We start from the raw sequence: 13,218 nt of genomic DNA, 5'->3' as shown, positions 1-13,218 counted from the left end.
TGAATAAGGTGTTGTGAAGGTTGATAGTAAAACAAGTGTATTAAGCTAGGAAGGGGAATTCTCTTGAGTAATCGTTCTTTGAATGGAACAGATTTTACCGCAATGGTTTTAGCCGGGGCGGAACAATTACAGCAGCATGCGGAACATGTCAATTCACTAAATGTATTCCCAGTGCCAGACGGTGATACGGGAACCAACATGAATTTGACGATGAGCGCGGGCGTAACGGAATTAAAGAGGGGGGACTCTTCCTCCATCGGTGTCATGTCCGGCATATTATCCAAAGGTTTGCTGATGGGAGCCCGCGGCAATTCAGGGGTTATCCTGTCTCAGTTGTTTCGTGGCTTCAGCCGTTACGCTGCCCCATACGAGGAATTGAATACCCTTCAGTTCGCATCGGCATTGCAGAGCGGGGTGGATGCGGCCTACAAGGCGGTTGTTAAGCCGGTGGAGGGTACAATTCTTACCGTGGCGAAGGAAGCGGCCAGGCATGCTGTGTTTTTCTCGCGCCGGACGAACGACATCACGGAACTGATGGAAGAAGTGCTTGCCAAAGCGAAGGAAACGCTTGCCATGACGCAGGACATGCTCCCTGTATTGAAGCAAGTAGGAGTTGTAGATTCGGGTGGGCAAGGTCTTGTGTACATTTATGAAGGTTTTATGCAGCATCTTGGAAGCGGCTTGGTGACGTCTTCAACTGCAAAAAGTGATAATGTACGCACGGTTTTTGCTCCTCACGTATCGGAGAGACCTACTGCTGCTGCAGTTGTTCCTTCCCCAGATGCGCCGATTTCTGCGCAAGCGAAGCTCGAAACGGATAATATTGAATTTTTGTATGATATGGAGTTTTTTATTAATCGACAATTGGGCGAAGCGCAAGGTACCGATTTTGATGAGGAAGCCTTCCGGAGAGTGTTATCAGTAGATGGTGATTCTATTATCGTAATTTCAGACGATGATGTCATCAAGGTTCACGTGCATTCTAAGGCTCCTGGTGAAGTGCTGAATTTGGCACTGCGCTACGGAGAAATTACACAGATTCGTATTTTAAATATGCGCGAGCAGCATCGTGATTTGTTGTCTGCGGGTATGGATGTTGCTCCTGAGCCTGAGTGGTTTGCTGAAATACCAACAGAGCCTGCACGTGAGGAAGAGCCGTCTGAGCCCCCCGCTCATGAACTGGCATCCTTTGGTTTTATAGCTGTGGCTTCCGGTGAAGGAATTGCTGATATTTTCAGAAGTTTAGGCGTCGATGTTGTCCTTTCTGGCGGCCAGACAATGAATCCGAGCACAGAGGACTTCGTTAATGCGGCGCGCTCGATTGCGGCTCAACATATTTTTATTCTTCCGAATAATTCCAATATTATTTTGGCGGCAGAACAAGCACGTGAACTGCTAGAGATGGAACGTATGGTGTCGGTTATTCCGAGCAAAACAATTCCTCAGGGGATTGCGGCGGCATTTGCCTTCCAGGAAGAAGAGGCTTTTGAGGTAAACCAGGACAATATGCGTGACGCAGTCACCCGGGTGAAGTCTGGGCAAGTGACCTACGCGGTACGGGATACGACGCTTGATGACCTGCATATTACAGCCGGGCACTACATCGGTATTCAGGATTCCAAGATTGTAGCGACCGAGGAACACTTAATGGCAACGTCCCGTCTTTTGCTAGCGAAAATGCTGGTGAATGGCGATGAAATTGTTACGATTCTCACAGGTTCAGACGCGAATCAAGAAGACACAGATCAGCTTGTTGCATGGCTTGAAGAAAATTATGCGGATGCTGAAGTGGAAGTTCATGAAGGTGGTCAGCCGATTTATCCTTATTTGTTCTCAGTGGAAACCTGATGTGCTTTAGCACGCCCATGGAAGTCCACAACAAAAGGAGGTCTGACTGATGAGCAGTACCATCATTTTGACGGATAGCACGGCTGATATTCCACCGGAATTAGCAGACCGTCTCGGTATAGTTGTTGTACCATTGACCGTGATGTTCGGCAGCACAGCTTACCTGGACGGCATTGAGATGTCAGCGTCGCAGTTTTACACCGAACTAGTACGGGCTGATGAGCTACCTACGACATCACAGCCTTCACCAGCCCGTTTTTTGGAGACATACACGACGCTGTTGGAGCAATACCCCGAGAGCCAGGTTATCTCTATCCATTTATCCTCGGGTGTGAGCGGAACGTATCAGTCTGCTCTGCTGGGCAAATCCATGCTGGAGAAGCATGAACATAGAGTGACTGTGGTAGATTCCAAATCAGCTTCATACGGATACGGCATGCTAGTGGTTTATGCGGCAGAGCTGGCGGCTGCCGGGCACTCCCCGGCTGATATCGTTCGGGCTGTGGAACGTCGTGGGGAGCGCCGTCGTTTGTATTTCCTGGTGGATACCCTGGAATACTTACAAAAAGGCGGACGTATTGGCAAGGCAGCGGCAATGGTTGGTACGTTACTTAACATTAAGCCGATTCTTTCGATTGACAAAGAAGGCACTATTTATTCGGTTGATAAGGCGAGAGGGCATAAAAAAGCGACAGCACGTATAATTGAACTACTGGAGCGGGATTTAAAAGGCCAAAAAATTAATATTGCTGTGGGTCATACGGCAGATCGCTCAGCGGCAGAAGCGTTCGTGGCTCAGCTGGCAGAGCATTTTGAGCTGGGAGATCGAATATATACTGAACTTGGCGCTGTGATTGGGACCCATGTAGGGCCAGGAACGATTGGCATTTTTGTATGGCCGGCCGGAGATGAGAGGTAATATGCTGCAATTGGATCAAATACCTTTAAAACAAATACATGGCGTGAGTGCTCTCAAAGAGGGAGAGCTTCACGCTTTTGGCATTTCTAACATACAGGACATGCTGGAATATTATCCGTTTCGGTATGAAGATTACCGATTGCGCTCGCTAAGCGAAGTGAAGGATGGAGATAAGATTACAGTACAGGCCAAAATTATGGGCATTCCGGTGCTTCAGCGTTACGGGCGCAAATCAAGGTTGACTTGTAAATTGATGGCCGAGGATTGGATGTTTACCGCGACGTGGTTTAATCGGCATTTCATGAAGGAGCAGCTAACCTCAGGTCGTGAAATTGTGGTGACTGGTAAATGGGATCTCAAACGGATGCAGATGACTGTTGCAGATTCTGAGTTTTCTGATAAAGGAGTAGCCCGCTCGGGGACACTTCAACCTGTGTACTCTATAGGCGGCAAGATTACGCAAAGCTGGATGCGAAAAACAATGAGCCAGACACTCCAGCAGTTTGGTGAAATGATCCCCGAAATATTGCCTGAGTTGCTTGTGCGTAAATATAGTATGATGCCGCGCAAGCAGGCTATTGCAGGTATACACCAGCCTCAGGACAACCGCGAGGGGCAAGAGGCTCGTCGGCGGATGGTGTATGAGGAGCTATTTTTATTTCAGCTGAAAATGCAGGCATTCCGGGCGCTAAATCGTGGTCGAGCGGACGGGGTGGTACATACCGTGGATAACGCCACGATTCGTGAATTTGTAAGGGCTTTGCCTTTTGAATTAACGGATGCACAGAAGAAGGTAGAGCTTGAAATACTGCACGATCTACGCTCACCTTATTGTATGAACCGTCTGCTTCAGGGAGATGTTGGGTCAGGTAAAACAGTTGTTGCTGCCATCGGTTTATTTGCCACAGTACGTTCCGGTTTTCAGGGAGCGCTGATGGTGCCAACCGAAATATTGGCCGAGCAGCATATGCGATCGCTTCACAAGCTATTTGAGCCCTTTGGAATCAGTGTGGGCCTACTGACTGGGAGTACAACCGGGAAGAAGCGTAAGGAGCTGCTAGCTGCTCTCCAAATGGGTCTGCTGGACATTGTGGTAGGCACCCATGCTCTCATTCAGGAGGATGTATATTTTCGCCAGCTTGGGCTTGTTGTAACGGATGAGCAGCATAGATTCGGAGTGAATCAGCGTAGTGTACTGCGTCGCAAAGGCTATAATCCCGATGTGCTGACGATGACGGCCACACCGATCCCCCGTACGCTGGCCATCACTGCGTTTGGCGATATGGATGTTTCTACGTTGTCAGAGCGGCCGAAGGGGCGTATTCCAATTTCCACCTATTGGGTGAAGCACGAACTGATGGATCGGGTACTTGGTTTTATTTCCCGCGAGGTAGATCAGGGACGGCAGGCTTATCTGATTTGCCCGTTGATTGAAGAGTCGGAGAAGCTGGATGTACAGAATGCCATCGATTTGCATATTCAAATGCAACAGGCTTTTCCACATTACCGCGTTGGGCTATTACATGGACGAATGACTCCCGCAGAAAAGGAAGAAGTAATGCGTTCTTTCTATGCGAATGAGGTTCAGTTGCTCGTTTCAACGACGGTTGTGGAGGTGGGGGTAGACGTCCCAAATGCGACGCTAATGATCATTATGGATGCGGATCGTTTTGGATTATCCCAGTTACATCAATTACGTGGACGAGTCGGACGGGGAGCACATGCCTCGTATTGTGTACTGATCGCTGATCCTAAGTCGGAGGTTGGTCAGGAGCGGATGAAGGTTATGACCGATACGGACGATGGTTTTGAGGTTGCTAGACGCGATCTGGATTTGAGAGGGCCAGGTGACTTTTTTGGCACCAAGCAGAGTGGGCTACCCGAGTTTCGTTTAGCAGATATGGTAGCGGATTTTGAGGTGCTGGAAAAGGCGCGGGAGGATGCAACCGATCTGATCAAGGATGCGTCCTTTTGGACATCTCCGCAGTATGAAGGACTGCGTGGTTATTTGCAAAAAGAACAGATTTTCCAGGGGGATCTCATCGACTAATTCACCATGAATCATGAGGTTGTTCTAAACGTTTTAAACAGATAGGCACAATGGACAGGCTGGCCGTCATATATTTGGGAATGACCGAATGATATGGGAGGTGTGGCAACATTGAGCTATCAGCAATATGGAATCAGTCCGCAACTGGTGGAGCGGATTAAGTTGAAAATGAAGAATCGTGCGCTCAAGGAGCGGGTTAAGCAGCAGATTGAAGGGGTGACTAAAGCGGACCTGCAAAATAAAGCTAAGGTGCGTCATCTTGTGAAGTCCACTTCTGCTATTTTAAACGAGCGTTTGACAGCTGCGCAGGAGGAGCAATTGACCGCCTTCGTATTGGCACAAAAAATTGATCCGTCCAATACATTCCATCTAATCAAGCTGTGGGGAATGTTCCGTTGATTGCTATTTGAAGAGGTGCTTCAAAGCGCTCTCCATGTTTTTTTTGTGAAGCGCAGATAAAAAAAGGATTGCCTGATATCAGGCGATCCTTTTTGGTTTGTATTAGTTCATTCCCCGGGCAATAGCTAGTGTGTGCTTATCATGAGACTTTCATTTGTAATGACCGCCAATTTTAATAGACCGTTCCATGGCCTGCCCGGCATCTGTTAACGACGATGCGCGCATGATGATGGACTGACCGTACCGATACTTTAAAGTGTCCGTCACCTTTTCCAAAGCACGGGATCGCTCCTGATCCTCAAAAAAATCCAGCTGATACAGTTGATCATCCACCAATCCGCTTAAAGTAACCCCTGCGCGCTTCACGGGCATATGATTCCAAAAAGCATAAAAGATTTTTTTAACGGTTTCATATACCTTTTGGGTATGGTTTGTAGGATCGGGTATCTTCATTTGTCGGGAAAATCCGGTTGGTGCCTCGTAGGGACTGCATATACAATGAACAGTCACAACCGAGCCCATATATCCTTTGCGGCGAGCGTCCCGACACACCTCCTCTGTTAGTTCAAGCAGGATGGTTTCCACTTCCGCGGGCTGGAGATAGTCGCGGGGAAGAGTCATCATATGACCGATGGATTTGGGAGGTGTATTAAATGTTTCCGGCTTGACCGGGCTGTGATCGATCCCGTTAGCAGTTCGCCATATCACCTCTGCCTGAATATCGGACTGCTTGCCGAAATGAGACCGGAATCTGTCTTGTAGCCGGGGTAAGGGAGTACGTGCGATATCTCCAATGGTGTGTAGTCCAAGCTTCTCCAAATGCCGTTCCATGCGCGAACCGATGCCGAACATAAGGCGTACTGGCTGAGGCCACAGCAATGCTGCAATATCGGATGTAGGCAACAAGAAAATGCCACTGTCATTTTTTTTAGCCCATATATCTGTTGCGGTTTTAGCCAGCATTTTGTTGGAGCCGATGCCAATTCGAATCCATACTCCTGTTTGTGCCAGTACCTTTTGCTGAATTTCACTTGCAATACTCACCGGATCCCCGAACAGGGAGAGGCTTCCGCTCATATCCAGAAACTGTTCATCAATGCTGAAAACCTCAACCAAATCCGTATATTCATTATAGATTTCTGTTATTTTTAATGAGACATCGATATAATGCTGCATACGTGGGCGTACAATGATAAGGTCAGGACATTTTTTCACCGCTTCTCCCAGACGTTCTGCTGTAGATATACCGTATTTTTTTGCCAGCGGACACGCAGCTAAAATAATGCCTGAACGAAGTGCAGGGTCACCGGCCACAACGAGTGGCTTATGTTGGTATTTGGGATCATCTGCTTTTTCAATGCTGGTATAAAAACTTTGGCAGTCCGATAAGAATATGGTTCTATTTCTGCGTTCCTTCAAAAATCCGACCTCCTCTCCTGATATGTGTGGATCATCCTTCCAAAATATTCTTGAATGTATACTCTTATAGTAGTATTATATACAGAACAAGTGTTCCTAATACAAATGTATTTTTTGGAACGTTACAGTTTACGTAAAACCTAACATGGCGTATCATAATATCTTGAGCAAAAACAAGTGGAAATGAATGCATATTGAGGGGAGAAACCATTTTTATGAACCCAAAACGTCGACCATCATCTCAAAAACGCAGTAGGTGGCGTATTTTTGGCAGAGTTTTGCTTATTAATATCAAGTGGTTCTCGTTTGCGGGTGTACTTGGAGTGCTGTTTGCTGGAGGTCTTATATCCGGTTATGTAGCGGCACTGGTTCATGATGAACCTGTACGATCACGTCAGTTGATATATGAAAAGGTAAATGAGAACGCTCTGACCAGCTTTGTATTTTTTAATGACCAGGTAACTCCGGTTGGAAGAATGCGCATGGAGGAGGATCGACAGCTCGTTGATCTGAAGGATGTTCCTCAGTCTATTGTGGACGCCCTCATTTCAACGGAAGACAGCCAATTTTATGAGCATAGTGGTGTGGATTTAAAGGGAACAGCTCGTGCCGTTAAGCAGAAGCTTTTGAATGAAAACCGCCAAACAGGCGGCAGCACACTGACGCAGCAGGTAGCCCGAAGGGTTTTTCTTAGTCTGGATAAGACGGACAGTCGCAAGGTGAAGGAAATGCTGCTGGCACTGCGTATGGAGCGGTTTATGGGCAAGGATAAAATATTAACGGCTTACTTAAACAAAATGCCTTTTGGTAATGGTTCCGCTGGTTACAATTTATATGGAATCAAGTCTGCTTCGTTAGGGATTTTCAATGTAAGTGATCTACATAAGCTTCATATTGCTCAGGCGGCTTATTTGGCAGGTCTCCCGCAACTGCCATCTGTTTATTCCGCTTTTGATGGTAAAGGGAACTTTGATGAAGAAGGCTTCAATAAAGCGATGGAGCGCCAACGTGTCGTGTTGGGAAGAATGCTGGCAACAGGTAAACTTACGCTATCCGAATATAACGAGGCGCTTCAATTTGATGTGAAAGCCACTCTTGCGCCACATCGCGAAAAAAGTTATAACACATTTCCTTATTTGATGCTGGAGACAGAGCGGGAGGCCGCCCAATTGTTAGCGCTCCAGCAAAATCCCGATATCACGGCAGCCGAGATTTCCAAGCCTGAGCATGCCGAGCTTCTTCAAAATACGCGAGAAGAGTTGCAACGGTCCGGATATCGAATTTATACAACGATAAATAAGAAAATTTATAACAATATGCGGCAGATTGCAGCCAATCCACAAAATTTTTCTCCATACAGCAAGAAGAAGGGATTAGAGCAGATTGCAGCAATCATGATTGATCATAAAACAGGGGCTATACTCGGTATGATCGAGGGCAGGGATTTTAATACCGAGCAAATGAACTATGCAACTCAAATGACACGTCAGCCCGGTTCTGCCATGAAGCCTATTGCTGCTTATTTACCTGCTTTGGAAAAGGGCTACACTCAGCCAGCCGGTCTTATTGATGATTCACAAATCATATTGAAAGACGGGCGTAAAGGTTATCATATTCCTAAAAATTATAACAGACGGTACGAGGGGCTTATGACAGCCCGTGAAGCACTCAATCGGTCAATCAACATCCCTGCGCTGAGGCTGTTCTTATATGAAGTTAAAATTCCAAACGCTTGGAATTTTGTGCGTTCTCTTGGAATTACGACGATTCAGCCGCAGGATGAACATGCTCAGACAGGGGTTTTGGGTGGACTAAGCAAAGGGGTATCCGTGGAGGAACTGACCGCAGCATATGGAACGATTCCCAATATGGGTGTATATAATGCACCTCATCTGATCAGCAAAATTACGGATGCCGACGGGAAGATCGTGTATGAATTTAAACCGCAGACGAAGCGTGTATATTCGCAGCAAACCGCATTTTTGATGACGGATATGCTCAAAACGGTTATATCAGATCCGAGGGGAACTGGTAAACGCCTGCAAAATGCTTTTAAAAGCTACGGTGCCATTGATATCGCCGGTAAAACCGGTACGACACAAAACTTTGGTGATGTGTGGTTTATGGGGTACACACCTGACGTTACACTAGGCGTCTGGGCTGGTTACCGTCAACAGGTTAATACATTATCTCAAGAAGGCCATTCCAGAGCACAGTCAGTGTGGGCACTGATCATGAATGAAGCGGTCAAGGACCAGCCTGAGCTTTTTAAGAATAAGCACTTTATACGGCCGGAAGGTGTTGTAAGAGTTACGGTTTCTAGCCTTACAGGTAAGCTGCCAGGGCGTTATTCCCGCCAATCGGGTCAACTCGTGACTGACTGGTTTAATCAAAAGTATGTGCCTACCGAAGTTGGAAGAGAACAGCTTCCGCGTTCTGCTAGACCAGTGGCCCCTTCCAAACCAGATATCAAGGAAAAAGAAGTCCCAGAGGTTGAGGTACCTGCAATAGATCAAGAGAAAATTCCAGCAGAGGAAACGGATCCTGCTGTTCCTGACGCAGACACAGAGCTAGATATGCCTAATGAGAATAACGATGTGCCATCAACAGATACTTCGCAACCTTCTGTTGAAAACGAACAGGGGACTCCTTCTGAATCGGAAAGCCAGAGTGAGACTCCAAAAACCCAATCTGACGAAGTTATTTATCCAGAAATAATATCTGATCAACCCAAAAACTAAACGACAGGAACGGTTTAGTTTAAAATGCCGTTCCCGACAATGTCTACAGTGACCTGCGGATGAAAACGGACATTGGGGTATTCTTTATTCCAATCCACACTTTTCCATACTGCTGGATGATGGGCGATCAACTGTCTGCCTACGCCAAAGGCATCACATCCATTTTTCTGAAGTGTACGGATAATTTGTTCCGCATCCTGGGTCATGATTTCGGAAAGCTGACGGTTCAGACGCTGTACGTTAGCTTTATCTTGAAGATGGTTTCGTGCATATTCAACAATATTGATTGGCAATTTCAGGTTAAGATCCACATCAATTTGTCCATCGCGCTGAACTTTCACTTTAAGGCTACGTTTGAGATTCTGAATGTTAGCCTGATACGTAATAAAGTTTTGCACATCACCGACAGGTCCTGGATGTATCCTTTTTACAAAGCGAGCTGTATTTTTCCACTTTCCAGTCATCAGGACATATAAAACACCTTGCTCACTACTTAGGCTTCCTGTGAACTTTTGTCCGTGAAATAAGGCAATTCCACGTGCTGTAATATCTTCTCCTTCTTTGGAAAGATAGGGAAGCACAAAATCTTGACCCGGATCTAGCATTGGGGGGAGCAGGGTCTCCAGTGTCATTTCCGGGAACATACACATTTCCTCAAGGCTTCTGATTTTTTTGGTTATAAATTCGCCAATCAAGAGGCTACCTATGCTTTTTTGATCTATTATTTCTCCAGCTAATCCATCTACAATAGCTACCTTGACATGGGAAGTCGGATGGTCAGGCTCACGATACAGCACATCCAGATAGGGATATAGATCTTTTCGGGCCAAGCTTGTACCGTACAAAATAACTCCGTATTTGAAAAAGCGGATATCCCCGGTTACTTTGGCCCGGATTTTGTCTGTACTTTGCCGAACGGAATAGCCGGTGCCTGAATGAATTTCATTGGTGCTTTTACCTTGAGTGTTTTGAGAATCGTCTACTACTTCTAGCGTTTGCAACAACACGCCTTCAGGAGTGAGATCATAAGCCGATGCATTTGCCAATCGGGCATCCTTCAAACTGTCCTGATCCCAGCAGCCTGTTATAAAAATGAGTAGAGTCAGCATTCCAAGCGCTCTGCTCTTTTTTTTCATGTTTCAGGTCCCTCCTTTTTTTTGAAGAGATAGGATAGGATCAGCAGCAGAAAAGGGAGTGCAATTAGGAAAATATAAGCAGAATTATTGGCTATGGAACCAATAAGCTCGAAATCTTCTCTTCGTTGAGGCAAATAGGCAATACAACATGAGGCGAGCACAACAAAGGGAACCGCTTTTTTGTGACTTTTCTGCTTGAATAGATAGCTTATTCCGTAAGACGCCGCATAATAATAACCACTTATAGCGCCAAAGATCGAAATGAGCCAAATCGGCAGAAAAATAAAATCGACCCGATCCATCGTTCCCAGCGGAATGGACCTGAGCAAATAAATGACTGGCTCCGGCATTAATTCAAGCTGTTGGGGGCTGAATACGGTTGTACAGGTAAATACGGTAAAACAATACAATAGTACCACGATCGCGTTAGCTGCCAGGATTGACTTGAGCTTGCCTATACTTTTTCCCTCAACCATGGGAAAGACGACAAGAATGAACTCAAAACCAAACATTGCTAGGAGCGTTTCTTTTGAACCGGCAATAATACGGGGCCATCCCGCCTCAGTCAGAGGTAGCAGATAAAGTGGGTTGGACTGCTTTATACCATAGCTAATTAACAGTATCATGGGCAAAATCAGAAATGAGATTAAAACAAGTACTCGGGCAATCGTTCTTAAATTTTCGCGAACCAGGTATATACTGCTAAACAAAAACAGGGCGAGTATAGCCCAACGGGGAGTATATTGCAGCATCCAGCGGTTAATGACGTCATAAGCGTTCACAAGAACCGAGGTACCCATGAGCAGATAGTAAGCAATGTAAGCCACAGTCAATCCTTTTCCAATCCAGGAACCAGTAATCTGGGTTAATATTTGATAAATCGAAGACGAGGGAAAACGTCTTAGCAGGAGCCAGCACATTAAAATAATGAGTTGAATCAGAAGGCCGCCAATAATGACAGATATCCAACCTCCTCCTTTAGCTGAAAGGTGCATCTGGTAAGGAAGTGACAAAATGTCTACGCCAATCTCAAACTTGATAATGAGAAAAAACAGTTGACCCGATGCAATGGTACTTTCTTTATTCACGTCGTTTCCAGCTCCTAGAGTCGTTCTGCTGCTTCAATTTTTGGGCTTGGGAATCATATGGTCGCTGATGGAATGTCCAAATCGGAAAGCGGATAAAAACATCTTTCATATCACCGAGCCGGAATGGTGCAAGAGGAGCAAAATAGGGCGTACCAAAGGTCTCCAGCTTGCAAAGGTGGATGGTAAGAAAAAGTAAACCGAAAGCAATGCCAATGTATCCAAACAAGGCTGCAGCAATCATCATCGGAAAACGAAGGATACGAACCGCTGAGCTCATTTCATGAGAAGGCACTAAAAAAGAAGAAATGGCTGTTAACGAGACGACGATGATCATCGTATATGACACGAGACCTGCCCGAACGATAGCATCTCCGATGACGAGACCGCCAACGATTCCAATAGTTTGACCAACCCGACTGGGTAGACGAACCCCAGCTTCGCGCAGTACCTCAAAGATCAATTCAAGCAGCATAGCCTCCACAATCGCTGGAAATGGAACGTTTTCCAGTGATTTTTTGATGGTATGCGCCAGCTCTAATGGCAAAATAGCTGAATGAAAAGCAATGGTCGCAATGTAAACGGCAGGCAGCGTAAAAGCGATCAAAAAGCTCATCATTCGAATCGTTCTTAGAAATGAACTAATAATCCAACGACCGTGATAATCATCTGGGCTTTGGTAAAATGCAAAAAAAGAAACGGGAGCTATTAAAGCAGTAGGGCTGCCTTCGGCCAAGATCGCTATTCGTCCCTCCATTAGATTGGCGGTCACACGATCCGGTCGTTCCGTGCTGAGCTGTTGAGGGAAGAGGGAAAAAGGGTTGTCCTCAATAAACTCTTGAATAAAACCGGGGGGGAGCACCATATCGGAGGAGATCGCTTTAATTCTCGTTTTCACTGCTTCCACTAGCTCAGGATTAGCCAAGTCTTGAACATAGACAATAGCGATTTTAGTCCGGGTTTTAGATCCCACATAAAAGTAGCGTACAACCAGTGACGGTGTGACAATTTGTTTGCGAATCAGATTCAGATTAATGGATAACTGCTCAATGAATCCATTGTGCGGTCCGCGAATAACCCCTTCGTTTTCTGGTTCGTCCGTACTGCGAGCATACGTTTTTTCGGAAGAAAGGATAAAAAATTCCTCCGCTCCATTTATCATAAAAATGCAATATCCCTGAATAAGTGAATCAGCAGCATTTTGAAGGTCGGTGTCTTTTTGACTGCTCAAGGTGGTGAACATTTGATGAGAGACTGAATCGATTTTCTCATATAAGGCACTCAGGATATGAGTTTGAATCATCTCCTGATCTACGAGCGAATCCATATAGAGCAGCATACCGTCTTTGCCGTCAACGGAAATCGCCTGCTTTTTTAAATCATCCGTGTAAAAAAGTGCTTGCTCAATAAAGGAAACATTCCTACTTAATTCACCCGAAGCTGCGTCATGTCCAGCCAAGAGAGCACCTCCTTTTTGGATGAGATAGGCATAATGTGTGTCAAATGGATTGAGTTTATCCATGATCTGGTGACTTATCCATTCTCGAATCAACTTCACTTCACGTAACGCAATAGTTTTATACTAGAATTTAGGTTGATAAATGGGAGGTGGGTTGGTTGT

At 45.8% G+C, this 13,218-nt stretch carries 9 protein-coding genes; 5 read left to right on the top strand and 4 right to left on the bottom strand.

Features of this window, described 5'->3' with window-relative positions; all coding sequences use genetic code 11:
* The first annotated feature begins 63 nt into the window (after positions 1-63).
* The 4 genes from KAI37_RS16145 to KAI37_RS16130 all read left to right on the top strand — a co-directional run bounded on the left by KAI37_RS16145 (position 64) and on the right by KAI37_RS16130 (position 5,216).
* Positions 64-1,848: a DAK2 domain-containing protein gene (locus KAI37_RS16145; RefSeq protein WP_220029822.1), complete on the top strand. Its 1,785-nt coding sequence runs from the start codon at positions 64-66 to the stop codon at positions 1,846-1,848.
* A 49-nt stretch (positions 1,849-1,897) separates the two neighbouring features.
* The gene (locus KAI37_RS16140) at positions 1,898-2,767 is read left to right on the top strand and encodes a DegV family protein (RefSeq protein ID WP_220029821.1); all 870 of its coding nucleotides are present in this window, start codon (positions 1,898-1,900) and stop codon (positions 2,765-2,767) included.
* 1 nt (position 2,768) lies between these two features.
* Positions 2,769-4,817, top strand: coding sequence for an ATP-dependent DNA helicase RecG (recG, locus tag KAI37_RS16135; protein WP_220029820.1), 2,049 nt, complete (start codon positions 2,769-2,771; stop codon positions 4,815-4,817).
* Between the two features lie 111 nt (positions 4,818-4,928).
* Complete coding sequence (locus tag KAI37_RS16130; RefSeq protein WP_013310877.1) at positions 4,929-5,216, top strand: stage VI sporulation protein F; 288 nt, start codon at positions 4,929-4,931, stop codon at positions 5,214-5,216.
* Between the two features lie 150 nt (positions 5,217-5,366).
* On the opposite strand, the gene KAI37_RS16125 is transcribed toward KAI37_RS16130, so the two are convergent.
* Positions 5,367-6,635: a DNA polymerase IV gene (locus KAI37_RS16125; RefSeq protein ID WP_220029819.1), complete on the bottom strand. Its 1,269-nt coding sequence runs from the start codon at positions 6,633-6,635 to the stop codon at positions 5,367-5,369.
* Positions 6,636-6,850: 215 nt separating this feature from the next.
* On the opposite strand from KAI37_RS16125, the gene KAI37_RS16120 reads away from it, so the two are divergent.
* Positions 6,851-9,376, top strand: a complete 2,526-nt coding sequence (locus KAI37_RS16120; protein WP_220029818.1) for a transglycosylase domain-containing protein — start codon at positions 6,851-6,853, stop codon at positions 9,374-9,376.
* 14 nt (positions 9,377-9,390) lie between these two features.
* On the opposite strand, the gene KAI37_RS16115 is transcribed toward KAI37_RS16120, so the two are convergent.
* From KAI37_RS16115 to KAI37_RS16105, 3 genes are read right to left on the bottom strand one after another with little or no spacing between them, the layout of a single operon-like run.
* Positions 9,391-10,512: a Ger(x)C family spore germination protein gene (locus KAI37_RS16115; protein ID WP_071641545.1), complete on the bottom strand. Its 1,122-nt coding sequence runs from the start codon at positions 10,510-10,512 to the stop codon at positions 9,391-9,393.
* Complete coding sequence (locus tag KAI37_RS16110; protein WP_220029817.1) at positions 10,509-11,600, bottom strand: GerAB/ArcD/ProY family transporter; 1,092 nt, start codon at positions 11,598-11,600, stop codon at positions 10,509-10,511. Before KAI37_RS16110 ends, KAI37_RS16115 begins: the two co-directional genes overlap by 4 nt.
* On the bottom strand, positions 11,593-13,056 hold the full coding sequence (locus tag KAI37_RS16105) for a spore germination protein (protein ID WP_071641542.1): 1,464 nt from the start codon (positions 13,054-13,056) through the stop codon (positions 11,593-11,595). Before KAI37_RS16105 ends, KAI37_RS16110 begins: the two co-directional genes overlap by 8 nt.
* Positions 13,057-13,218 lie beyond the last annotated feature (162 nt).

This window comes from Paenibacillus sp. S25, assembly GCF_019454085.1.
Lineage (GTDB): Bacteria > Bacillota > Bacilli > Paenibacillales > Paenibacillaceae > Paenibacillus > Paenibacillus polymyxa_B.
Note: the sequence above shows the minus strand (reverse complement) of the source record. Positions and strands in the feature narration are given on the sequence as shown.

Coding starts and splice junctions, on each gene's coding strand:
- recG (WP_220029820.1), top strand. CDS start 2,769: ATGCTGCAATTGGATCAAATACCTTTAAAACAAATACATGGCGTGAGT.
- KAI37_RS16140 (WP_220029821.1), top strand. CDS start 1,898: ATGAGCAGTACCATCATTTTGACGGATAGCACGGCTGATATTCCACCG.
- KAI37_RS16115 (WP_071641545.1), bottom strand. CDS start 10,512: ATGAAAAAAAAGAGCAGAGCGCTTGGAATGCTGACTCTACTCATTTTT.
- KAI37_RS16120 (WP_220029818.1), top strand. CDS start 6,851: ATGAACCCAAAACGTCGACCATCATCTCAAAAACGCAGTAGGTGGCGT.